Source organism: Klebsiella sp. 141162 (genome assembly GCF_050600755.1).
In the GTDB taxonomy this organism is placed as follows: domain Bacteria; phylum Pseudomonadota; class Gammaproteobacteria; order Enterobacterales; family Enterobacteriaceae; genus Klebsiella; species Klebsiella aerogenes.
In genome coordinates, this window is sequence record NZ_JAQIRI010000001.1 from 920,475 (window position 1) to 943,388 (window position 22,914).

Genomic DNA, 22,914 nt, shown 5'->3' on the forward strand with positions numbered 1-22,914 from the left:
CAGAGCCCGGGAGTACAGAGGGCGGCGGCGACTGGCCGCCCTCTGTGCGCTCCCTGCGCCACGGAAAACATGTCGCAGAAAAATTAACCAGGAGCGCAAGATACTCTGGAGCGAAACGAGATAAACGCTTTTCTCAAGCTAAAAGGTTGCAAACCGATAACAGTATCTACGGTTCGTGCGACCTGCCGTTAATTTATTCACCACGCTGGATCCCCCGGTGGCGCTGCCGCTTACCGGGGCTACAGCGCTTTGCGATTTGGTAGCCCGGAGAAGGCGCAACGCGCCGCCTCCGGGAAAAAACCTAGCGACCAGCGCCCTCTGTGCCATGAGAGCCATAACGCAGAAGAAATATCGGGAGCGCAATGTGCTCTGAATTAACACAACGCATATGCTTTCCTGGACCAAACGATACGCTGCGTCTGCTGTAATTGATGAAATCCTTTAAACAGTTTACTGTTGCCCGCATAACTTTACGGCATAAAGCCCATTTTTCCGCCATACTGTCAATAATTGTTGACAGCTATCTTCACGTAAGCCCATATCTGTCCTATCATTCATCCGTCATTGGCCTTTTTAGGGTGAAAACTCCTATGCGTCTGGAAGTCTTTTGTCAGGACCGTCTTGGTCTGACCCGTGAATTACTCGATTTGCTGGTGCTGCGCGGTATTGACCTGCGCGGTATCGATATCGACCCGATTGGCCGAATCTACCTTAATTTCGCCGAGCTGGAGTTCGCCAGTTTCAGCAGTTTAATGGCGGAAATCCGCCGTATCTCCGGCGTAACCGATGTACGTACCGTGGCGTGGATGCCGTCAGAACGGGAACATCTGGCGCTGAGCGCGCTGCTGGTGGCAATGCCGGAACCGGTGCTGTCGCTGGATGCCAAAGGCAAAGTAGAGCTTGCCAACCCGGCCAGCTGCCAGCTGTTTGGTCAAACCCAGGCCCGCTTACGCAGCCATCCGGTGGCGCAGCTCATTACTGATTTCAACCTGCAGCGCTGGCTGGAAGGCAATCCGCTGGAGTCGCATACCGAGCATGTGGTCGTTAATGGCCAAAACTTTATGCTGGAAGTAACGCCGGTGTATCTGGAAGGCGAACACGCCGAACGTGTGCTAACCGGCGCCGTGGTGATGTTACGCTCCACCGTACGTATGGGGCGTCAACTGCAAACGCTGACGACCCAGGATACCAGCGCCTTTAGCCAGATCCTCGCCGTTGGGCCGAAAATGCGCCACGTCGTTGAACAGGCCCGCAAGCTGGCGATGCTTAGCGCCCCGTTGCTGATTGTCGGCGATACCGGTACCGGTAAAGATTTGCTGGCCCATGCCTGCCATCTGGCCAGCCCGCGCGCCAGCAAACCGTATCTGGCGCTGAACTGCGGTTCGATTCCGGAAAACGCGGTGGAGAGCGAGCTATTCGGCGATGCGTCGCAGGGGAAAAAAGGTTTCTTTGAGCAGGCCAACGGCGGCTCTGTGCTGCTGGATGAGATCGGCGAAATGTCGCCGGGCATGCAAACGAAGCTGTTGCGCTTTCTCAACGATGGCACTTTCCGTCGCGTCGGTGAAGATCACGAAGTGCATGTCGATGTCCGCGTTATCTGCGCGACGCAAAAAAATCTCGTCGAACTGGTGCAGAAAGGGCTGTTCCGCGAAGATCTTTATTATCGTCTGAATGTGTTGACGCTGAATCTGCCGCCGCTGCGTGATTGTCCGCAGGACATCATGCCGCTCACCGAACTGTTCGTCGCGCGCTTTGCCGATGAGCAGGGCATCCCGCGGCCCAAACTCTCTGCCGACCTTAATACCGTGTTGACCCGCTATAGCTGGCCGGGCAACGTGCGTCAGTTGAAAAACGCAGTGTACCGGGCGTTAACCCAGCTTGATGGCTTCGAACTGCGCCCGCAGGATATCCTGTTGCCAGATCACGATGTGTCGTCGCTGCCGGTTGGCGAAGAGGCGATGGAAGGATCGCTCGACGATATTACCCGCCGCTTTGAGCGTTCGGTATTGACGCAGTTGTATCGCAGTTTCCCCAGCACGCGTAAATTAGCCAAACGTCTCGGCGTTTCGCATACCGCGATTGCTAACAAGCTGCGCGAGTATGGTCTGAGCCAGAAGAAGGGCGACGAGTAAGTCACAGGTTGCGGCCGGCTCGGCGCGGCCGCAATTAACTGCGTTTTTTTAGCGATATTTCTGTATATACTTATTTTATTATTCTTTTTTCCGGGAAGGTGACGGTTGGTGCTGCAACGGGATTGGCCTCAGTGGATGATATTACTGGTACTCTCCGCCGTGCTCTCCTTTGTGCTGTTCCGCTTTCATCTCCCTGCCGCGCCGCTGCTTGGCCCACTGATCGCCGGAATAATCCTCAGCCTGCGCGGCGCCACGATTCGTCTCCCTCGTCCCTTCTTTATCGCCGCTCAGGCTATCATCGGCTGCATGATCGCCCGTGCGCTCACGCCGTCTATTTTCGGCGTTCTGGCCGCCAACTGGGCGCTGGTGTTGATTATCCTCTTTTCCACGCTAGCCATCAGCGCGCTGACCGGCTGGCTGCTGGTGCGCTACAGTTCGCTACCCGGGGCAACCGGCGCGTGGGGAAGCTCGCCGGGCGGCGCATCGGCGATGGTGGTGATGGCGCAGGAGTATGGAGCCGATGTTCGGCTGGTGGCTCTGATGCAGTATCTGCGGGTGCTCTTTGTGGTCGGCGCGGCGGTGATGGTGGTGCGTTTGGCGCTTGGCGGCGAGGCGCAGGAGATGACCCAGCATATCGTCTGGTTCCCGCCGCTGACTTTTAATCTACCGTTAACGCTGCTATTGACCGCGGTCGCCGGTTGGTTGGGGTTACGTTTACGCATCCCGTCCGGGGCAATGTTATTACCGATGCTGGCCGGCGCGTTGGCGCAGGGCGAGGGCATGCTGTTGCTGGAGCTACCGGAATGGTTACTGGTGCTGGCGTATACCGCGCTCGGCTGGACGGTTGGCCTGCAGTTTAATCGCGAGATTTTTCTGCTGGCGTTGAAGACGCTACCGCAAATCATCGCCGCCATCGTTGGCTTGATCGCGCTGTGCGCGCTGATGGCTTTAGCGTTAACGCACCTGCTGCCGCTGGATTTTCTCACCGCCTATCTGGCGACCAGCCCCGGCGGCCTGGATACGGTAGCGATAATCGCCGTCGGGACCCGGGCGGATATGTCTTTTATCATGGCGATGCAAACGCTGCGCCTGTTTACCATATTGCTCACCGGCCCGGCCACCGCGCGGTTGATTTCGCGCTATGCGCCGCGCAAAGAAAAAAGCCTCCGTTGAAGGAGGCTTGATAACAGAAGGAGGGCGATTACGCTTTCAGCGCAGCCAGCGCCGCATCGTAATCCGGCTCTTCGGTGATTTCGTTAACCAGTTGGCTGTAAACCACCTGGTCGTTTTCATCGATAACGACGACTGCACGTGCTGCCAGACCAGCCAGCGGGCCTGCGGAGATAGCAACGCCATAATCTGCCAGGAACTGCGGCGCGCGCAGGGTGGACAGGGTGACCACATTGCTCAGGCCTTCTGCGCCGCAGAAACGGGACTGCGCGAACGGCAGGTCAGCGGAGATGCACAGCACCACGGTGTTGTTCAGCTCAGAAGCCAGTTGGTTGAATTTGCGAACCGATGCCGCGCAGACGCCGGTATCGATGCTTGGGAAAATATTCAGTACTTTACGTTTACCAGCGTATTGGCTCAGCGTGACGTCAGAGAGATCTTTGGCGACCAGCGTAAACGGCTGCGCCTTCGCGCCAGCCTGCGGAATGGAGCCCTGAACGGACACTGGGTTACCCTGGAAATGTACGGTTTGCGACATGGTTATCTTCCTGTTTACATATAGTTAACGTCGTAGTTAGTGTATGACATCAGCCAGCAACACGGCAAACTCTATTTAACATTTACCTAAGAGGCCCAGGGAATGCGCAACCTTCGAGTTTTTGAAGAATCATGGCCGCTACACACGCCGTTTGTTATTTCTCGCGGCAGCCGCAGCGAGGCCAAAGTTGTCGTGGTGGAAATAGAAGAGGATGGGGTAAAAGGGGCCGGAGAATGTACGCCTTATCCGCGCTACGGGGAAAGCATCGCCTCGGTGATGGCGCAGATTATGGCGATCGGCGAGCAGCTTGAGCGCGGCACTACCCGCGAGCAGGTGCAACAGCTACTGCCGGCAGGAGCCGCGCGCAACGCCGTCGACTGTGCGCTGTGGGATCTGGAGGCGCGCCGCGCGGGGAAAACGTTGCCGCAGCTGCTTGGCGTCAATCTGCCGCGCGAAGTGGTGACGGCGCAAACCGTGGTAATCGGCACGCCGGAACAGATGGCGGCCAGCGCCGCCGCGCTGTGGGAGAAAGGCGCGCGGCTGCTGAAGGTCAAGCTCGACGATCATTTGATTAGCGAGCGGCTGGTTGCTATTCGCGACGCGGTGCCGCAGGCGACCTTGATCGTGGATGCTAACGAAGCGTGGCGTGGCGAGGGTCTGGCGGCTCGCTGCCAGCTGCTGGCCGATCTTGGCGTGGCGATGCTGGAGCAGCCGTTGCCGGCCGGCGCGGATGAGGCGTTGGAAAACTTTATTCATCCGCTGCCGATCTGCGCCGATGAGAGCTGTCATACGCGGGAAAGCCTGCCGGCGCTGGCGGGCCGCTACGAAATGGTCAACATTAAGTTGGATAAAACCGGTGGTTTGACCGAGGCATTGCTATTGGCGCAGGAGGCTGAACGGCTGGGCTATACGCGGATGCTGGGCTGTATGCTTTGTACTTCACGGGCCATTTCCGCCGCGCTGCCGCTGGCGCCGTTGGCCCGTTTCGCGGACCTTGATGGACCGACCTGGCTGGCGGTGGATGTCGAGCCGGCGCTGCAGTTCAGCACCGGCCTGCTTCATCTGTGAGTGTGCCAGTGCAGTAAATCGGTCATCGCCGCGAGGTACTTTTCTGTGGCCTCGTCGGCGGAGACCGGTGGGAATTCGGCGGTAATGCACGGCAGGCCGATATCGGCGCACCAGCTGCCGAAAGAGCCTGGCGTTTCGTAACCGACGCTGCCCACCAGCGGTAAATTAAAGGCCCCGGCGAGCCATTGTCCAAGCTCGCTGTGGCCGGGGTCTTCAATGCAGGCTAGCGGATCGTGGAAGGAGACCACCCACGCCGGGTGGATCTGGTGGATCAGCTGACACAGCGCCTGGGTTTCGGGTTCCGAACCTGGCTTTTCACCGGTCAGCAGCACTACATCGCGCTCTTCCGCGGCGCTATTCCAGCGATACACCGTTTCTCCCGCCTTCCAGTTAGCGGCCGGAAAGTTACGGTTGAGATCGATGCCGCGGGCGTTGGCGCGTAGCCCTAACTGACAGCCATCGGGATTGACTGTGAGAACGACGTGGTGGCGACGCAGCTCCGGTTTCAGCGTGCGCAACGCGCAGGATAGGGTGACGATCGACGAGTTTTCGTCGCCGTGCGTGCCGGCGATAATCAGACCGCTGCGGCTATCGGCCAGCGGAGCGGGGAACCACAGCAGCGGCGCGCCGAGATGCGACTGGCCGTAGCGTTGCGTGCCTGGCGGGAAAGCGCCGCGCAAGGGGCGAGGGCGTGAAACGGGCATAGGGTATCCTGTCATCAGGTTATTGTTAGCAGTGTTGTAGAAAAGCGCCCCGGAATCAAATAGTTTCCATGGCTGGCGAAAAAACTCGTCATGTCAATTTTCTATCATAAGCTGTTTGCAATTTCAGCTGGGGAAACAAATAATTATCGCTCTGCCAGCACTGGTTTGTTCATTTAAAAGGGGATCTCATGAAGTATCCTGTCACATTGACATGCGGCGCGCTGTGGTTAGCCAGCGTTTCTTCTCTTGCCTGGGCGGCTGACGTGCCTCCGGGAACCGTATTAGCTGAAAAACAGCAGCTGGTACGCCATATCAAAGACGAGCCCGCTTCATTAGATCCCGCTAAAGCCGTCGGCCTGCCGGAAATTCAGGTTATCCGCGATCTGTTCGAAGGGCTGGTGAACCAGGATGCGAAGGGCAATATCATCCCTGGTGTGGCGACCCGCTGGCAGAGCAACGATAACCGCGTCTGGACCTTTACCCTGCGCGATAATGCGCGCTGGTCCGACGGCACTCCGGTGACGGCGCAGGATTTCGTCTATAGCTGGCAGCGGCTGGTCGATCCGAAAACCACCTCGCCATTTGCCTGGTTTGCCGCCTTAGCGGGTATCAGTAATGCGCAAAATATTATTGATGGTAAAGCGGCGCCAGACACCCTCGGGGTGACGGCGGTAGATGCCCACACGCTGCGCGTGCAGTTGGATAAACCGCTGCCGTGGTTCAGCAACCTGACCGCCAGCTTTGCGTTCTACCCGGTGCAGAAAGCCAACGTTGAAAGCGGCGCTAGCTGGACGCGCCCGGGCAGCCTTATCGGCAACGGCGCCTATGTGCTGAAAGACCGGGTGGTGAATGAGAAACTGGTTGTCGTGCCGAATACACAGTACTGGGATAACGCCAAAACGGTGATTAAGCAGGTGACTTTCGTGCCGATTAACCAGGAATCCTCGGCGACCAAACGCTATCTGGCGGGGGATATTGATATCACCGAATCCTTCCCGAAAAATATGTATCAGAAGCTGCTGAAGGATATTCCCGGACAGGTCTACACGCCGCCGCAGTTAGGTACCTATTATTACGCCTTCAATACGCAGAAAGGGCCAACCGCCGATGAGCGCGTGCGCCTGGCGTTAAGCATGACCATCGACCGGCGGATTATGGCGGAGAAGATCCTCGGCACCGGCGAGAAACCGGCCTGGCGATTCACCCCTGATGTCACCGCAGGCTTTACCCCGCAGCCTTCGCAGTTTGAAAGTATGAGCCAGGCCGAGCTTAATGCCCAGGCTAAAGCGCTGCTATCGGCGGCAGGATATGGCCCGGACCGTCCGCTGAAGCTGACGCTGCTGTACAACACGTCGGAAAATCACCAAAAGATCGCCATCGCCGTGGCGTCAATGTGGAAGAAAAACCTCGGTGTCGACGTGAAACTGCAAAACCAGGAGTGGAAGACCTACATCGATAGTCGTAATACCGGTAATTTCGACGTTATCCGCGCGTCGTGGGTAGGGGACTACAACGAGCCGTCGACCTTCCTGTCGCTACTCACTTCTACTCATAGCGGTAATATCTCGCGGTTTAACGATCCGGCATACGATAAGATCCTCGCTCAGGCGGCGCAGGAAACCTCGGAAAAAGCGCGTAACGATGATTACAATGCGGCAGAGAAAATCATCATGGCCAAAGCGCCTATTGCGCCGATTTATCAGTATACCAATGGCCGCCTGATCAAGCCGTGGTTAAAAGGATACCCGATCACCAATCCGGAAGACGTGGCCTACAGCCGCACGATGTATATTGTGAAGCATTAATCAGTACCGGTTGCCTGATGGCGTCAGGCAACCATCACTAACCCCAGAACTGGCGCGGCTTACAGCGCCAGTCTCTCTTTCTGACCATTTCCCGCCGCAGATGAAAACATCACTTTTCTGACTCATAGTTATCCTGCCGTATTTGGCGGGATAACAAATCAATAAATATGTCACTAAAACTATGGCTTTCTGGTGCTGGCGCGAACTTGTAACGCTGAAGGTAATTCAATGAATTTATCCGTCGAATTACCCGCCAGGAGCTCCAGCAATGTCTGTCCTGCGAGGGTTCCCGTTTCACTCCAGGGAAATTCGACGGCAGTCAGCGCCGGTGAACAAACGGCGGCAAGAGTCCCCCCGCTCAGGCTTGCCAGTGCCAGAGAGTCGGGCACTTTTTGCCCCGCGCCATGGCAGGCCATAATGCAACCGCAGGCGATTTCATCGGATGTGCAAATCAGCGCATCCAGTTCGGGCCAGGTGATACGAATATCGCCGAGCAGGTTCAGGCCGGTCGTAATACCTGCCGCCAGGTGAGAGGTCACCACGCGATGCGGAGAGTGGTTAACGGAGAGCATCGCGCTGTTCCAGCCGCTCAGTACCTGGCGAAACATAATGTTATTGGAAGCCGTGCAAAGCAGGCCGATATTTTTATATCCGGCCTGTACAAGCGAGGTGACCAACTTTTTGATGGCTGCAGCATAGTCAACACCAATGCTAACCCAGCTCGCATCACGATTGATGGCGCCAATCTCAACCACCGGCACGCCGGTATTACTTATCATTTGCGAACAACTGCTGATGTTATCAATATTGAATTGAACAATCGCAGCCGGGTTGTAAGCGAGCATTTGCGCAAAAGCTTTTTCTTCACTCTGTCCACCCTGGCCGGATTCGATAAACATCATGCTATAGCCCTGGGTCGCGAGCACGGTCTGCAGTGTTTCGGAGACGGCAAGAAAGCCCGGGGAGGAAAAAGAGGGAACCACGCCCATCACCAGGCTAGAGTCAGCGGAGGCAAGGTTGCGGGCCTGCAGATTTGGCACATAACCCAGTTCGCTTACCGCTGCTTCTATGCGTGTGCGCAGTTCAGGGTTCACTTTTTCAGGCATCCGTAACGCGCGAGACACGGTCATTGTGCTAACGCCAACCAGTTTTGCTACTTCAGCGAGCGTAATTTTACCGGTATTTTTTCTGCGTTTTTCTCTCGCGCCATCGTCCGCTTCTAACGTCTGCACTGATTTCCTCCTTTCGCCTGACTGGGCAGCCATTGTAAATGATATTTAGCGCTTTGCGCATTGCCCAACAGCAAAGTAATGATAAGTATGGTTTATCAAGTTAGCGGTAACAATAATTTTAACATAGCTACCATGTTAGCGCTAACTTTGCGAGGGAGATCACGGTAAGCCGTAAAGGCATTCCACTATAGTAGGCGCACCTTCAACGCCATCGGGGTATTTATGATTACGACCTGGCTACCCACGGAAAATATCCAGATTATAGATTCAATTAGTGACTGGAAACAGGCAATTACATTATCGGCCCAACCCTTATTGGCGAAAGAGGCGATTACTGAAAATTATATTCAGGCCATTTTTAACAGCCACCAAAAACTTGGTCCTTATTATGTTTTAGCGCCTGGTCTGGCGATGCCACATGCTCGCCCGGAGCAAGGGGCTATTAAAAACGGGCTATCGCTATTACATATTAAAAAAGGCGTTTCTTTTGATTCGGAAGATAATGACCCTATTTACGTCGTGATTATGCTGTGTGCGCTTTCGGGAGATGAACACATCAATATGATTACAGCACTGGCGGACATTTTTAGCGATGATGAACGACTCTCAGCACTGCTGAAAGCATCATCAATGAAAACAATTCAAGCCGTTATCAATGGATAATGAGGTAGAGATGAAAAAGATTCTGATTGTTTGTGGTAACGGTTTAGGTAGTAGCTTTATCGTTGAAATGAACGTAAAAAAAATCATTACAGAGTTGAATAAAGAAGCAGAGGTTTCCCATACCGATCTGACTTCAGCAAAAAGCGAAACTGCCGATATTATTCTTAGCGCCAGGGATATAGCTGAACATCTGTCCAGCCATTCTGCACAGGTTTTTGGTTTATCTAACCTGCTGGATAACAATAAAATCAAAGAAATTCTTTCCGAGAATCTCTGATTAATTATTTGCGGCCTTACGGAGTCATTCTATGCTGCAGTTTATTATTCATGATGTGTTGGGCACACCAGCAATACTGGTCGGTCTGTTTTCCCTGATCGGCTTATTATTGCAGAAAAAAGCAGTTTCCGACGTTATTTCCGGAACCCTCAAAACCATTATGGGGTTTGTGATATTAACATCCGGGGCGGCGATTGTCGCCACGACGTTAACGACGTTTAGCCAGCTGTTTGAGCACTCCTTCCATATTCAGGGGGTTGTACCCAATACTGACGCCATGGCGGCGCTGGCGCAGAAAAACTACGGTACTGCGACAGCCATGATCATGGTGCTGGGGATGTTGTTTAACATCGTCCTTGCCCGTATTACGCCGCTGAAATACATCTTCCTGACCGGCCACCACACGCTGTATATGTCGGCGATGCTGGCTGTCATTCTTTCTGTCGGCGGTCTGTCGCCGTTCTGGGTGGTACTGGTGGGGGCGGTAATCCTCGGTATCATGATGGTGGTCTCTCCGGCTATTCTGCAGCCATTTACCCGCAAAATTACAGGCACTGATGACCTGGCGCTGGGCCACTTTGGTTCAACCGGGTATCTGCTGTCGGCGCTGGTGGGGAAGGCGATCGGTAAAGGCAGCCCGTCGATTGAAGAGCTGAAAGTGCCGAAAACGCTGAACTTCCTGCGTGACTCCTCGGTAGCCATCTCGCTGACGATGATGATTCTGTTCCTGATTCTGGTACTGGTCGCAGGTAAAGAGTTTGTTGAGACCAGCATCAGTGGTGGTCAGAACTTTATCATCTTCGCCATTATCCAATCGCTGACCTTCGCGGCGGGCGTGTGGATCATCCTTGCGGGTGTTCGCATGATTATTGCCGAAATTGTTCCGGCCTTTAAAGGCATCGCCGACAAGCTGGTGAAAGACGCGAAACCGGCGCTCGACTGTCCAACCGTCTTTCCGTTCGCCCCGAACGCGGTGATCGTCGGCTTCCTGTCAAGTTTTGCCGCTGGTCTGGTGAGTATGTTCCTGTGTCCGCTGCTTGGCCTGAGCGTCATTGTTCCCGGCCTGGTGCCACACTTTTTCTGCGGCGCGACGGCGGGCGTTTACGGCAACATCTGCGGCGGTCGTCGCGGCGCGGTGGTGGGGGCATTCGCCCACGGTCTGTTGATTTCTTTTTTGCCCGCGATTTTGCTGCCCCTGATGGGCGACCTTGGCTTTGCATCCACCACCTTTGGCGATGCGGACTTTGGCGTTGTTGGCATCATTCTTGGGCATGTCGTGTCACTGTTTAACTAACTAATTTTAAAGAGGTGAGGTATGGCAGCTAAATTTTCGCCCTCGTTAATGTGTATGGATTTAACGCAATTCAGAGAGCAAATTACGGCAATGAACGGTCGGGCTGATTTTTATCACGTCGATATTATGGACGGTAACTATGTGAAGAATATTACGCTATCACCGTTTTTTATCGAAAACCTGAAAAAAATTACCGATGTGCCGATCGACGTACATCTAATGGTGAATCACCCGGAAGATATAATTCCAATGTGTATTGATGCCGGGGCCGATATTATCAGCTTCCACCCTGAGACGGCGAATAACAAAATATTCCGTCTGTTGAACCAGATTAAAGACGCTGGTCGTCGCTGCGGCGTGGTGTTGAACCCTGCTACACCGGCGGATGCTATTAAAGAGTACGCGCACCTGCTGGATAAAGTGACCGTCATGTCGGTTGACCCAGGCTACGCAGGTCAGAAGTTTATCCCGGAGTCGCTCAATAAAATTAAACAGCTGATCGCGATGCGCGAAGCGCATGGGTACCACTATCTGACCGAAATTGACGGCTCCTGTAACGAGAAAACTTTTAATGTTATCTCCCAATCGGGCGTTGACGTCTTTATTGTGGGAACCTCGGGCCTGTTCTCCCTGGCGGATAATGTCAGCGATGCATGGGATAAAATGGTCGATATCTATCAACGCGAAATCGCTGCCTGAAAATTGCAGCGCGCTCAGCCGTATTGAGCCATTGTGCGGTGCAAAGAGTCTATTTAACCGGTCTGTCTTTTTGCCTTCGCGTTAGATTTATATGGTTGAGAGCGCTGTAACCCTTTTTATATCTGGAGTTCGCGTGCGGCGCCTCGTCGCACGCTTGCGGATGCTATCTATTTATGCTGTCCGACCACCGAGGCGCCCCGACAGGTTTGGCAGACTGCATGGTGGCAGAAGCTGGTATCGCTGATTAATAATGATTATTTATATTAACGAAGGTAACTTATGGACATTTCGAGTGTACTGAACGTAAAAAATATCAAATTGAACATGATGGCTAAGAGTAAAGAAGAAGCAATTGAAGAATTAGCTGACTTATTAGTACGTGATGGAGCAGTTATTAATAAAGATATTTTTCTGAAAGATGTTTGGTTACGTGAAGAACAGGGCTCCACTGGATTCGAAAATCATATAGCGATCCCGCATGGTAAATCCTCAGGCGTAGCCCGTACGGCATTGGCCATTGGACGAACCCAACATCATATCCCCTGGGAAACGATGGATGGTAGTGACGTTCGTTGTATTATTTTATTTGCTGTATGCCTGGTGGATCAAAATACTACCCACATCCGATTATTATCCCAGGTTTCAGGTTCACTTGCCGATGAAGAGATAGTAGAAAAATTGCTGATGGAAGATTCCCCTCAAAAAATTATTGATCTTTTAAATGCTGAAGGTGCCAGCGCTTAAATTAATTGTCAGATCTGCCATAGTATCTAAAAAACCATTCTGGAGAATAGTTATGAATATTGTTGGAATTACAGCCTGCACTGTAGGTATTGCACACACCTATATTGCGCAAAAGAAAATTGAAATAGCTGCAAAAAAGGCCGGTCACAATGTCAAAATCGAAACGCAAGGCACTATAGGTATTGAGAATGCCTTGACCGCTGAAGAAATTGCACAAGCCGACATTGTTCTGTTAGCCGCCGATGTTAAAGTTTCCGGTGAAGAAAGGTTTGCCGGAAAGAAAGTCGTCAAAGTACCAACGGAAATGGCAGTTAAATCACCAAATAAGCTTATTGAAAAGCTTGGTGAATTAGTCAATTCATAACCCCTACCTATGCGTATCCTATATAAAATAAAGGGCGTAATTTATGAATATAAAAGAAATATGGAAAGCAGCAAACCCTAAAGGTCATCTGCTGACTGCCATCTCATTCTTGATTCCGATTGTCTGTGGCGCTGGGTTTATTATTGCCATCGGTATGGGTTTTGGCGGGACGGTTCAGGACACTTTAGTATCGGGTCAATTTGATCTGTGGCAGGCTTTCGCTACCATGGGAGCTAAGGCACTCGGACTATTACCCGTCGTTATTGCTATCGGAATTTCCGGTTCGATCGCAGGTAAGCCCGGTATTGCCCCTGGTTTTGTTGTCGGTCTGGCCGCTAATGCTATTGGTGCGGGTTTTATCGGGGGAATGATCGGCGGCTACATTTCCGGGTATATTGCTCTTGCTATCATTAAAAATGTGAAGGTTCCTGGCTGGGCTCGGGGTTTAATGCCGACATTGATTGTGCCATTTTTTGCATCCATTTTCAGTGCTCTGCTCATGGTCTATATCATCGGCACGCCTATTGGTATTTTTACCGATGCACTCACATCGTTCCTGAGAAGTATGGGAACTTCATCTAATTTAGTGTTAGGTGCTGTTATTGGGGCGTTGTGTATCGTTGACTTTGGTGGGCCGATCAATAAAACGTGCTTTGCATTCGTCTTAACCCTCCAGGCACAGGGTATAAATGAGCCAGTTACGGCCCTTCAGTTAGTCAACACGGCAACACCTATCGGTTTTGGGCTTGCATTTTTTATCGCTAAGCTGCTTCGCAAAAATATCTATAATAACGAAGAAATCGAAATGTTGAAGTCGGCGGTTCCTATGGGGGTAGTGAATATTGTTGAAGGATCTATCCCTATAGTGATGAATGATATCGTTCGCGGTATTGCAGCAGCGGCAATCGGCGGTGCTTGTGGTGGTGCAATCACCATGGTTTATGGTGCGGATGCAACTGTACCTTTTGGCGGGGTATTAATGCTCCCAACAATGTCAAATCCTATGGCAGGTATTATGGCATTAATAGTTAATATTTTAGTAACAGCAACCATCTATGCTGTCATCAAAAAAGATGTTCCTCGCGATGTTGTTATTAATAACGATCAAGAAGAGGAAGATATCAACTTCGATGATATTAAGATTAGTTAGATATATGCATAATGGCATGTCGTAACTTGATGTCGCGTTCACAATACAATGTGATAATAGAATGTTATTGTTTTTGCGACATATATTATTTCTGCATTCTGTTCTAATCGCCACGAGTAAAAAATGGGTCGCCAGGGTGGCCCATTTTTTACAGGCATGTTATCAGAGTTACTTAAAAAGACTATCTAATAATCAATTGCGGCCCTGACGATTAACGTTGGGTGAAGAGCATGAGGGTAAATAGCAGCAATATTTTGTGGTTCAGTCTTAATCATCGTTTCATATCCGGCATTAATTCAATACGTTCTCCGCTCTGTAGCGTTGCGCCAATCAACCTACCTGTATTTATGAATTCAATGCATAGGTCAAATCAGAAATGACAGACTAATCATGTTGGCATTCCGGTCCTAAAATGATGTTTTCACATGACGGGAGCCTTTTCATGGAATACGCAGTTTTAAGTAACAACCTCAACATGCCGATGGTCGGTTTTGGCGTGTTTAAGGTTACCGATAAAGAAGAGTGTAAGCAGTCGGTATTAAGCGCTATTCGTACCGGTTATCGCCTGATTGATACCGCTGCCGTCTATGGCAATGAAGACGCCGTGGGCGAGGCGGTTCGTGAAGCTATCGCCGAAGGGCTGTGTACCCGTGAGGAATTATTTATTACCTCAAAACTGTGGGTTCAGGACATGGCCAACGGCGATATGGCCAAAGCCGGTATCGAGGCGTCACTGAAAAAATCGGGCCTGGATTACTTCGATCTCTATTTATTGCATCAGGCCATGGGCGATTATTTCAGCGCCTGGCGCGCGTTGGAACAGGCTTATGAAGCCGGTAAATTGAAAGCCATTGGCGTGTCCAACTTCTATGCGCATGTCTTAGCCAACTTTTGCGAAACCGTCAGAATTAAACCTATGGTCAATCAAGTCGAACTGCATCCTTACTTTGCGCAACCCGCATCGCTGGAAACCATGAAGCATTATAACGTTCAGCCTGAAGCCTGGGCGCCGTTAGGCGGCGGCAGATATAAACCTTATGAAGATGCAATGCTTCAGGGGATTGCCGCTGCTCATCAAAAAACCATTGCTCAGGTTGTCCTGCGCTGGAACGTGCAGCGCGGTGTCACGGTGATTCCTAAATCCACTCGGCAGGAACGGATTGCAGAGAACTTTGCAATCTGGGATTTCTCACTGACTGACAGCGAAATGGCGCAAATCAGCGCACTGGATTTAGGCTATGTGGGTGAAGCGGTGAAACACTTTAATCCTGAATTTGTTCGCGGTTGTCTGGGCGTTAAAAAGCAGTAGAAAAGTCATAATGAGACGGTGGGGGAACCCACCGTCCTGATATAAACATTGCCAATCCACAGATCTTCGCTTTCATCTTACCGGGTTAATCTGCGCCAGGTTGACTATAAAAGATGTTCATCAAACTAACCAGCACGTAGCTCGCCAGCCTCCCAGCTATAAACATCATCGCCAATTAATGAGTCGCCCAGTTCCTGATAATCGAAATGGTAAAACTCGGCGCTGACGTCATAACCGGAGTAGTCTACTGCAGCAAGACCTACAAATGCCCCAGTAAAGAAACCGCCATAGCTCTGCAGGACATAGTCATCAGAAAGAACAGCGGCATCTAATATCACCGGGATTTCAATAAACGCGATGCCGTCAAAACTATACTCATAGCTATAGGTCTGCTTCCTGACTTTCGTCCGTAACCATACGTATTCGACGTTTTCAGGAACCTTAATCGCATTATCTTTCAAATATGAAGTATATTTTCCACGGTTGTTTTCGGCGACCTCAATGACTCTGCCGTTAATTTCATTCCAGGTGATAAAAGCAAAACTCCAGTGGCGATCGTTGTAGTAATTTGTTAACCCGGCCATTTGTTGGTAACTAAAGGGATTAAAGGCTACTTTAACTTCAGCATTAAAGTAAAAGGCTTGCCAGCGGCGGGCAATCAACGACAGGTCATGGGTGTTCGCTAATGACCCCTGGCCGATTAAGGTTAGCTTTCCGTTGCCTGTGCTACCCATTTTTTCGCTAAAAGGTACCCGAAGGGTATTCCAGTTGAGATTGAGCGCTGGCGTTGTAAATTCATCATGTTGGCTGTTGTCTTTCGTGCTTTCGGTATAAATGGCGTCTTTTGGTCCCTCGACAAACGTTCTACCGCCGTGACCGCCTTCCACTCGTGGCCAGCCATCGTCATCCCAGTACACCTTTTGGATAGCCGTTTCCCGGCCAAGCGTGGACCAACCGCGTGGATCATAAATTGACTCACCAGGGCGATTCCATGGACGAGCGCACAGCGAAGCATAATACCACTCGCCTTCGGGCGTCGAAACCAAAGCCCCGTGTCCTTGTTTCTGGATATAGCTGTCAGGGGTATCAACGTTAGTTAAAAATACCTCCCCAGGCTCAGTTTCAAAGCTATCAGCGTTTAATGTCGTGGAACGCGCCACCACCTCCTGATGAGTAAATACCGTTCCCCCCTGAGCGGCAAAGAGATAGTAATAGCCGTGCAGTTTATAGAGATGCGGCCCCTCAACGAGCGCCACTGCGGTACCGCGATAAATGGTTCTTGCTGTTTCGGGCATCAGTTTTAGCGTTTTAGTATCGAGTTCAGTCAAGGTAATGCCGTCAAAAGGATGATGGTACTCTCGATGGTCCCACGTTTGCTGCACGATATATTTACGGCCATCATCATCATGAAAAAGTGAAGCATCAAAACCTACGCCATTAAGTTTGACCGGCGAACTCCACGGGCCGCGAATATCAGTTGCGGTGGTCAGGTAGTTTGTCATGTCTTTAAAGGCACCCTCGGTGACTTTCACATCGGTATACACTAACCAGAATTTGCCATCCGCATAAGAGAGCGCCGGAGCCCAGATGCCGCCTGAAGACGGATTGCCTTTCATATCTAAAAGAGTAGTGGTCGACAATGGTGACGGCAGCAGATTCCAGTGCTGCAAATCCTTTGACTCATGCAAACGGACGCCGGGAAACCATTCAAACGTCGAGTTGGCTATATAGTAGGTGTCCTCAACACGGATAATGCTGGGGTCGGCATTAAAGCCACGCAAAATAGGGTTTTGGATAAGAGACATATCATTATACCTTTATAAATTTAATCGTATTGGTTTTACACCCGAATCTCATCAAGTTGGCGGTTAATGTCGCTGACGTGTTTGTCTGAGATAGGATAAATTTGCATGATGATCATCGAGACAATCGCTAAGGCGATGGGGATCCAGACCGCTGTCATCATGATCCCGTCGATAGCGCTCGCGCTTTGTTGCGCGCCGGTTTCATTAAAACCATAGACGGCCAGCAACCACAGAGGAATAGCGCCCCCGATGGTAAAGCCAATCTTGAAAAAGAGTCCCATAATCGCGTTGATGATTGCCGCATTTCGCTTACCAGACTTTAATTCGCCATAGGCAATCACTTCAGGTACCAGTGCCCACATAAATCCGGTGGCTGAGGTTAAGCCCCACTGTTTAATAAATGTGGCGATATAAGCAAGCCACAGCGCATCGTGCATACCTTCCCGTGACCAGACATAGGTTAATAACTCACCGACAATAAACATCCCCAGGAAAATGTGGAAGAAGCCTTTCTTACCAAAAATTTTCTTAAGTTTTGGCCAAAAAATAGGGAACGCAATACCCGGTATTGAGGCGACCAGACCGACGGCGCCCATCCACTCAGAGTGACCAACCACATACTGATTGAAAAAGCCATTTACCGTGTTCATAAAGAACATGAAGGTAAAGGCCAGCATGAAAAATAGTCCAAGAATGACAAGAGGACGGTTATTTTTGAGCTCAAGGAACAGATCGGTTGTTTTGACATTCGCCGTCTGTTCTGCGGTTGCAACGACGCGTTCTTTGGTGAATTTATAACAAATAAAAAGTGCCACCGCGCCTAATAACATATAAACGGAGTAGACGCCAAACCAGGCGTAATTCGCTGATGGGTCGGTATAGTTACCAAGGTTGAGTTCAATGCCAAAAAAACCAGTATCCTTGAGGCTACGATCTTTTGGTGAAGCCATTTGTACGAACATCGGAAACAGGGTATAGACCAAAAGGTTGGCGCTATTAGCCAGCATCATTCGCGTACTGGTTAATTTATCAATGGATTCGGGATCTCTGGTTAGCGAGGCATTAAGAGAACCGTAAGGAATATTGACCAGGGAATAGACTAAATCCAGCGCTAAATAGATGATAAAAGCAAACGGTACGGAGCCTCTGACGCCCGGAATGGGGGCAAAAAGCAAAGCGGAAAGGATCACTAGCGGCACTCCGGCTCTTAATAGCCAGGGACGATATTTCCCTGCCGCGGAGGTCCTTTTGTCCACATAGGTTCCAACCATCGGATCCCAAAAAACATTGATGATTCGGACAAAAAGAAAAATGAACCCCGCAGTGGCTGTACTGATCGTATTTACCGTCAACATATGTAGAGCAAGAAAGCCGCCGATCGTGCCGAAAACCAGGTTTTGCGCAAAATCGCCCATACCGTAGCCAATACGTTCCCCGCGAGTTAATTTATGATATTCATCATTGCGATTTTGCATTATGTTTTTACTCATTCTGAGCAGACTCCGGTTTGTTGTGTGAATGTGAAACACTTTCTGACACAAAAGATCGCGAAGAATCTATTACGTTTTTAAATTAATTAATTATGTTTTTTTACTTCTGTGATCCTCAAAGCAAAGGCCGTTTGGCATTATCTCTGTACTCTATATGGATTTTATGATGTTGAATATATGAAAGTGATATTTGCGAGATGGCTCACATTTGAGTGTTTTCTCAATCGCTGAGTGAAATAACGTAATTGAGCAGCCGGTTTATAGAATACAGGATGTGTCATAGTTGTTACATTTCTTACATCCACCAATATTGGAGTGTTCATGCAATCTTAGGTCAAGTGCAGCGCGATTAATGGTTTTGTTCACCATACAATGAAATTCAACTGGCAAGTCTCTGCGGCGTTGCTTGTTTTAGCGCTAATCATTAATTTAATTGTGGGAAAGGAGAACGTTATTCGTATAAAACCTCTGTAGTCGAACAAAATAAAAATTAAATTGTTCTCACAGTAGCAACATATTCTGCGTGGCCAGAGTGAGATTGTTATTGCCTGAATAAAATTAACCTCTATTGAGATAATGATGACAATGATAAGAAAGCTTCCATTAACTATGGCGGTCATCGCCGTGTTTTCTCCGCTTACCTCTGTAACAGCCCAAGAATTTACCCAGGAGCAGATCGACGCCATCGTCGCGAAAGCCGTCGATAAAGCGCTGGCCGACCGCCAGGCCAAAATCGACGCCGCGGCTAATAAGAAGGTCGATGTTATAACCAACCCGCAAACCACCGCGGCTTCGCCGGATCTGGCGATCCCTTTCGGCCTGAAATTTAGCGGTTACGCCCGCTATGGCGCCCACTTCCAGACCGGCGACCAGAAATATGTCGGCGTCGACGGCTCCTATAACGGCGCCTCGGCGATCGGCCGTCTCGGCAACGAAAGCAACGGCGGCGAATTCCAGATCAGCAAAGCGTTCAAAAGCGCGCAGGGGGCCATCTGGGATCTCAACGTCATGTTTGACCACTGGAGCGACGAGGTTAACCTGAAAAAAGCCTACGTCGGCGTCACCAACGTCCTCGAATCTAACCCCAACGCCTATATCTGGGCCGGTCGCGACTTCCACCAGCGCCCACAACAGGGGATCAACGACTACTTCTGGATGAACCACGACGGCCAGGGCGCCGGGGTGAAGAATTTCGATATCGGCGGCGTGCAGTTCGACGTGGCGACGGTGTCGCAGGTGAAATCCTGTAGTCCGGAAGTGATGGCCGACGAGACCAACCCGTCGCGCATCACCTGTACCGGCAGCTCCGATACCGGCGACAACGGCCACTACGCGCTGACCACCAAAACCCACAACATCAAGGCCGGGCCGATCGACGTCGAAGTATATGCCAACTACGGCTTTGACTCAAAAGCGGTGGACAGCGACGCGCGCCTCGATGCCTGGCAGGGCGGGCTGGTGCTGAGCCATAGCAACGACAGCGGGGTGAACAAAGTTATTCTGCGTTACTCCGACAACTCGGATAACAGCGTCTATAACAAGACCGACGACCTGACCACGGTTTATGCCAGCTTCGAGGGCAGCCATAAATTCACTCAGCAGGCGCAGATCGAGTATCTGCTGGCCTTCCACGATTACGACAACGGCAAGGACAATACCGATAACCGTAAAAACTACGGTGCGATCGTCCGGCCGATGTACTTCTGGAACGACGTGCACTCGACCTGGCTGGAAGCGGGCTACCAGCGCGTTGACTACGACCAGGGCGGGGATAACCACGGCTGGAAGCTGACGCTGTCGCAGAACATCGCCATCGGCATGGGGCCGGAGTTCCGCCCGATGCTGCGCTTCTATGTTACCGGCGGCCAGGTGGATAACGAGCACACCGCGAAAGTAGACGGCACCAGCGACGAGCGGCTGGATTCGCTGAACATCGGCGGTATGTTTGAGGCCTGGTTCTGAGAGAATGTTTTTTACGGGAATACCAGACTGGCCTACGCCAGTCTGGTAGTTTTTGACACCCAGAATGCTATTTTATTAACGTCTCTATTAATAGTTCCTTTTAATAATTCATTTATTAAAAGGAATGATTTTATTTCGACGCTGAAAGTTGAATTTATCACATTTAAATAGTTTTCATCTGTGATTGAGTGAATTATATATTGGTTATCGTGTTGAGATTGCATAAGTTATTGGTTGAAATGATTGCTTGCCGGCGATATTGATCTATGCCAATTAAATGACTTGTTATCTCTGGATCTTCGTATCTGCTGGTTGATATATTGCCCTGATTTCTTTAAACATAACGTTGTGAATAAAACGAAATTTACTCCACAATCATTCCTTAAGGAAAAGGGACCGCTATGGCTGATTCATTCCAGAATGAGGTGCCGAAGGCACGTATTAATTTAAAATTATCCTTACATACCGGGGGGGCGCAGAAGAAGGTTGAACTACCGCTTAAACTGCTCACCGTTGGTGATTTCAGTAATGGAAAAGAGCATCGACCATTGGCCGAGCGCCAGAAAATAGATATCAATAAGAATAATTTTAATAGTGTGCTTTCTGAATTTAACCCAGAGATCAATCTCACCGTTGAGAATACGCTGGCTGGGGATAACTCAGAAGACAATGTTAAACTGCGTTTTTCCGATATAAAAGACTTTGAGCCCGAACAGGTTGCCCGGCAAATCCCTCAACTCCGCGCCATGCTGGCGATGCGTAATTTATTACGCGATCTCAAATCGAACCTGCTTGATAACGCTACTTTCAGAAAAGAGCTTGAGAGAATCCTTAAAGATCCAGCTCTGTCCAGCGAATTACGCGCCGAAATGAGTGCCCTTGCCGGGAAGTAAACGGCGGTCATCTCTTTTAATGGATTAACCGGGAATATGCTGATGTCTGTAAATACTGAAACGAACCCCGCACAGGGGCAAACTGCCGTAATGAACAAAGAAAGCGTTTACGCTTCTCTTTTTGAAAAAATCAATCTGAGCCCGGCATCAAGCCTTGGCGATATTAATGTCTTTCTGGACGACACGGCGCTATCAGAGGCCACGGCGGGGGAACGCCTGACCGCGGCGATGCAGGTTTTTATGGACTGCATTCGTCAATCCGGCCAGCAGGTGGAGAAACTCGATAAAACGCTTATTGACCACCACATCGCGGACCTGGATTTTCGTATAAGCCGTCAACTTGATGCTGTTATGCATCACCCGGAGTTCCAGAAGGTGGAATCTCTGTGGCGCGGCCTGAAGCAACTGGTAGATAACACCGACTATCGCCAGAACGTGAAAACCGAAATCCTCGATGTGTCCAAAGACGATTTACGTCAGGATTTTGAAGATGCGCCAGAGCTGATACAGAGCGGCCTGTACTGGCATACTTACACCGCCGAATACGACACCCCCGGCGGCGAGCCGATAGGATCGGTAATATCGGCGTACGAGTTTGACGCCAGCCCGCAGGACATGGCGCTGTTGCGTAATATTTCGAAAGTCTCCGCTGCGGCGCATATGCCATTTATCGGCGCCGTAGGGCCGAAATTTTTCCTCAAGGATTCAATGGAAGAAGTCGCGGCAATTAAAGATATCGGCAACTATTTCGATCGCGCTGAGTACATTAAATGGAAATCGTTCCGCGATACCGATGACTCGCGCTATATCGGCCTGGTCATGCCGCGGGTATTGGGCCGTCTGCCGTATGGGCCGGACACGGTTCCGGTGCGCAGCTTTAACTACATTGAGCAGGTAAAGGGGCCGGATCACGAAAAGTATCTGTGGACCAGCGCGTCATTCGCCTTCGCCTCGAACATGGTACGCAGCTTTATTCAAAACGGTTGGTGCGTGCAAATCCGTGGCCCGCAGGCGGGCGGCGCGGTGAAAGATCTTCCCATCCACCTCTATGATCTCGGCACAGGAAATCAGGTGAAAATCCCTTCCGAGGTGATGATCCCGGAAACCCGTGAGTTCGAATTCGCCAATCTGGGCTTTATTCCGCTGTCTTATTATAAGAACCGTGACTATGCCTGCTTCTTCTCGGCTAACTCAACTCAGAAACCCGCGCAGTACGACACCGCGGATGCGACAGCCAATAGCCGTATCAACGCCCGCCTGCCGTACATCTTCCTGCTATCGCGCATCGCCCACTACCTGAAACTGATCCAACGCGAGAACATCGGCACCACCAAAGATCGCCGCCTGCTTGAGCTGGAGCTCAATACCTGGGTTCGTGGCCTGGTTACGGAAATGACCGATCCGGGCGACGAGCTGCAGGCCTCACATCCGCTGCGTGATGCGAAAGTGGTAGTGGAAGATATCGAGGATAACCCTGGCTTCTTCCGCGTCAAGCTGTTCGCGGTGCCGCACTTCCAGGTGGAAGGCATGGACGTCAATTTGTCTCTGGTTAGCCAGATGCCGAAGGCGAAAGGGTAACACGCCTGTCACTATCCAAGTCGTCTGGCTCGACAGG

Annotated in this window: 20 protein-coding genes; 15 read left to right on the forward strand and 5 right to left on the reverse strand. The window is 50.9% G+C overall.

The features are described from left to right. Positions 1-590: 590 nt before the first annotated feature. Entirely contained in the window at positions 591-2,132 is a 1,542-nt protein-coding gene (gene tyrR, locus PGR23_RS04325; protein WP_045393099.1) for a transcriptional regulator TyrR, read from the forward strand. A gap of 135 nt (positions 2,133-2,267) precedes the next feature. Next, complete coding sequence (locus PGR23_RS04330) at positions 2,268-3,305, forward strand: AbrB family transcriptional regulator (RefSeq protein ID WP_047047297.1); 1,038 nt, start codon at positions 2,268-2,270, stop codon at positions 3,303-3,305. Between the two features lie 28 nt (positions 3,306-3,333). Here PGR23_RS04330 and tpx read toward each other — a convergent pair whose 3' ends face one another. Then, a complete protein-coding gene (gene tpx / locus PGR23_RS04335) occupies positions 3,334-3,840 on the reverse strand; it encodes a thiol peroxidase (protein ID WP_015366280.1) in 507 nt (168 codons plus the stop codon). A 102-nt stretch (positions 3,841-3,942) separates the two neighbouring features. Here tpx and ycjG point away from each other — a divergent pair, with 102 nt between their 5' ends. Then, positions 3,943-4,908 (forward strand): L-Ala-D/L-Glu epimerase, encoded by a 966-nt coding sequence (ycjG, locus tag PGR23_RS04340; RefSeq protein ID WP_430915607.1) that lies wholly within the window; start codon positions 3,943-3,945, stop codon positions 4,906-4,908. On the opposite strand, the gene mpaA is transcribed toward ycjG, so the two are convergent. Then, positions 4,899-5,612: a murein tripeptide amidase MpaA gene (mpaA, locus tag PGR23_RS04345; protein WP_015366282.1), complete on the reverse strand. Its 714-nt coding sequence runs from the start codon at positions 5,610-5,612 to the stop codon at positions 4,899-4,901. The genes ycjG and mpaA overlap by 10 nt on opposite strands. Before the next feature lie 188 nt (positions 5,613-5,800). Here mpaA and PGR23_RS04350 point away from each other — a divergent pair, with 188 nt between their 5' ends. Beyond that, the gene (locus PGR23_RS04350; RefSeq protein ID WP_063416258.1) at positions 5,801-7,417 is read left to right on the forward strand and encodes a peptide ABC transporter substrate-binding protein; all 1,617 of its coding nucleotides are present in this window, start codon (positions 5,801-5,803) and stop codon (positions 7,415-7,417) included. Between the two features lie 179 nt (positions 7,418-7,596). On the opposite strand, the gene PGR23_RS04355 is transcribed toward PGR23_RS04350, so the two are convergent. Further along, positions 7,597-8,649, reverse strand: a complete 1,053-nt coding sequence (locus PGR23_RS04355; protein ID WP_072251429.1) for a LacI family DNA-binding transcriptional regulator — start codon at positions 8,647-8,649, stop codon at positions 7,597-7,599. A 222-nt stretch (positions 8,650-8,871) separates the two neighbouring features. Here PGR23_RS04355 and PGR23_RS04360 point away from each other — a divergent pair, with 222 nt between their 5' ends. The 8 genes from PGR23_RS04360 (at position 8,872) to PGR23_RS04395 (ending at position 15,149) form a co-directional block, all read left to right on the forward strand. Beyond that, positions 8,872-9,312 (forward strand): PTS sugar transporter subunit IIA, encoded by a 441-nt coding sequence (locus PGR23_RS04360; RefSeq protein ID WP_049059487.1) that lies wholly within the window; start codon positions 8,872-8,874, stop codon positions 9,310-9,312. A 10-nt stretch (positions 9,313-9,322) separates the two neighbouring features. Next, the gene (locus PGR23_RS04365) at positions 9,323-9,589 is read left to right on the forward strand and encodes a PTS sugar transporter subunit IIB (RefSeq protein WP_045393078.1); all 267 of its coding nucleotides are present in this window, start codon (positions 9,323-9,325) and stop codon (positions 9,587-9,589) included. Between the two features lie 31 nt (positions 9,590-9,620). Then, the gene (locus PGR23_RS04370; protein ID WP_015366288.1) at positions 9,621-10,883 is read left to right on the forward strand and encodes a PTS ascorbate transporter subunit IIC; all 1,263 of its coding nucleotides are present in this window, start codon (positions 9,621-9,623) and stop codon (positions 10,881-10,883) included. Between the two features lie 21 nt (positions 10,884-10,904). After that, positions 10,905-11,582, forward strand: coding sequence for a D-allulose 6-phosphate 3-epimerase (gene alsE / locus PGR23_RS04375; protein WP_032711805.1), 678 nt, complete (start codon positions 10,905-10,907; stop codon positions 11,580-11,582). A 279-nt stretch (positions 11,583-11,861) separates the two neighbouring features. Further along, on the forward strand, positions 11,862-12,326 hold the full coding sequence (locus PGR23_RS04380; RefSeq protein ID WP_047078483.1) for a PTS sugar transporter subunit IIA: 465 nt from the start codon (positions 11,862-11,864) through the stop codon (positions 12,324-12,326). Positions 12,327-12,378: 52 nt separating this feature from the next. Further along, the gene (locus PGR23_RS04385) at positions 12,379-12,690 is read left to right on the forward strand and encodes a PTS fructose transporter subunit IIB (protein ID WP_001028229.1); all 312 of its coding nucleotides are present in this window, start codon (positions 12,379-12,381) and stop codon (positions 12,688-12,690) included. Between the two features lie 43 nt (positions 12,691-12,733). After that, positions 12,734-13,840, forward strand: coding sequence for a PTS fructose transporter subunit IIC (locus PGR23_RS04390; protein ID WP_015366291.1), 1,107 nt, complete (start codon positions 12,734-12,736; stop codon positions 13,838-13,840). A gap of 442 nt (positions 13,841-14,282) precedes the next feature. Beyond that, positions 14,283-15,149, forward strand: a complete 867-nt coding sequence (locus PGR23_RS04395; RefSeq protein ID WP_320482708.1) for an aldo/keto reductase — start codon at positions 14,283-14,285, stop codon at positions 15,147-15,149. 125 nt (positions 15,150-15,274) lie between these two features. Here the strand turns inward: PGR23_RS04395 and PGR23_RS04400 are convergent, their stop codons facing one another. Beyond that, entirely contained in the window at positions 15,275-16,954 is a 1,680-nt protein-coding gene (locus tag PGR23_RS04400) for a glycoside hydrolase family 43 protein (protein WP_047078481.1), read from the reverse strand. A gap of 35 nt (positions 16,955-16,989) precedes the next feature. After that, positions 16,990-18,429, reverse strand: a complete 1,440-nt coding sequence (locus PGR23_RS04405; protein WP_161801886.1) for an MFS transporter — start codon at positions 18,427-18,429, stop codon at positions 16,990-16,992. Between the two features lie 594 nt (positions 18,430-19,023). On the opposite strand from PGR23_RS04405, the gene PGR23_RS04410 reads away from it, so the two are divergent. From PGR23_RS04410 to tssC, 3 genes are all read left to right on the forward strand, one after another. Further along, positions 19,024-20,406 carry a carbohydrate porin gene (locus PGR23_RS04410; RefSeq protein WP_165430699.1) on the forward strand — a complete coding sequence of 461 codons (1,383 nt, stop codon included), beginning with the start codon at positions 19,024-19,026 and terminating at the stop codon, positions 20,404-20,406. Between the two features lie 401 nt (positions 20,407-20,807). Continuing rightward, the gene (gene tssB, locus PGR23_RS04415; RefSeq protein ID WP_015366297.1) at positions 20,808-21,299 is read left to right on the forward strand and encodes a type VI secretion system contractile sheath small subunit; all 492 of its coding nucleotides are present in this window, start codon (positions 20,808-20,810) and stop codon (positions 21,297-21,299) included. 42 nt (positions 21,300-21,341) lie between these two features. Continuing rightward, positions 21,342-22,877, forward strand: a complete 1,536-nt coding sequence (gene tssC / locus PGR23_RS04420) for a type VI secretion system contractile sheath large subunit (RefSeq protein ID WP_047047433.1) — start codon at positions 21,342-21,344, stop codon at positions 22,875-22,877. Positions 22,878-22,914: the final 37 nt, after the last annotated feature.

Coding starts and splice junctions, on each gene's coding strand:
- ycjG (WP_430915607.1), top strand. CDS start 3,943: ATGCGCAACCTTCGAGTTTTTGAAGAATCATGGCCGCTACACACGCCG.
- PGR23_RS04330 (WP_047047297.1), top strand. CDS start 2,268: ATGATATTACTGGTACTCTCCGCCGTGCTCTCCTTTGTGCTGTTCCGC.
- tssC (WP_047047433.1), top strand. CDS start 21,342: ATGTCTGTAAATACTGAAACGAACCCCGCACAGGGGCAAACTGCCGTA.
- PGR23_RS04410 (WP_165430699.1), top strand. CDS start 19,024: ATGACAATGATAAGAAAGCTTCCATTAACTATGGCGGTCATCGCCGTG.
- alsE (WP_032711805.1), top strand. CDS start 10,905: ATGGCAGCTAAATTTTCGCCCTCGTTAATGTGTATGGATTTAACGCAA.
- PGR23_RS04395 (WP_320482708.1), top strand. CDS start 14,283: ATGGAATACGCAGTTTTAAGTAACAACCTCAACATGCCGATGGTCGGT.
- PGR23_RS04385 (WP_001028229.1), top strand. CDS start 12,379: ATGAATATTGTTGGAATTACAGCCTGCACTGTAGGTATTGCACACACC.
- tssB (WP_015366297.1), top strand. CDS start 20,808: ATGGCTGATTCATTCCAGAATGAGGTGCCGAAGGCACGTATTAATTTA.
- PGR23_RS04380 (WP_047078483.1), top strand. CDS start 11,862: ATGGACATTTCGAGTGTACTGAACGTAAAAAATATCAAATTGAACATG.
- tpx (WP_015366280.1), bottom strand. CDS start 3,840: ATGTCGCAAACCGTACATTTCCAGGGTAACCCAGTGTCCGTTCAGGGC.
- PGR23_RS04405 (WP_161801886.1), bottom strand. CDS start 18,429: ATGCAAAATCGCAATGATGAATATCATAAATTAACTCGCGGGGAACGT.
- PGR23_RS04400 (WP_047078481.1), bottom strand. CDS start 16,954: ATGTCTCTTATCCAAAACCCTATTTTGCGTGGCTTTAATGCCGACCCC.
- PGR23_RS04390 (WP_015366291.1), top strand. CDS start 12,734: ATGAATATAAAAGAAATATGGAAAGCAGCAAACCCTAAAGGTCATCTG.
- PGR23_RS04350 (WP_063416258.1), top strand. CDS start 5,801: ATGAAGTATCCTGTCACATTGACATGCGGCGCGCTGTGGTTAGCCAGC.
- PGR23_RS04370 (WP_015366288.1), top strand. CDS start 9,621: ATGCTGCAGTTTATTATTCATGATGTGTTGGGCACACCAGCAATACTG.
- PGR23_RS04360 (WP_049059487.1), top strand. CDS start 8,872: ATGATTACGACCTGGCTACCCACGGAAAATATCCAGATTATAGATTCA.
- PGR23_RS04365 (WP_045393078.1), top strand. CDS start 9,323: ATGAAAAAGATTCTGATTGTTTGTGGTAACGGTTTAGGTAGTAGCTTT.
- mpaA (WP_015366282.1), bottom strand. CDS start 5,612: ATGCCCGTTTCACGCCCTCGCCCCTTGCGCGGCGCTTTCCCGCCAGGC.
- tyrR (WP_045393099.1), top strand. CDS start 591: ATGCGTCTGGAAGTCTTTTGTCAGGACCGTCTTGGTCTGACCCGTGAA.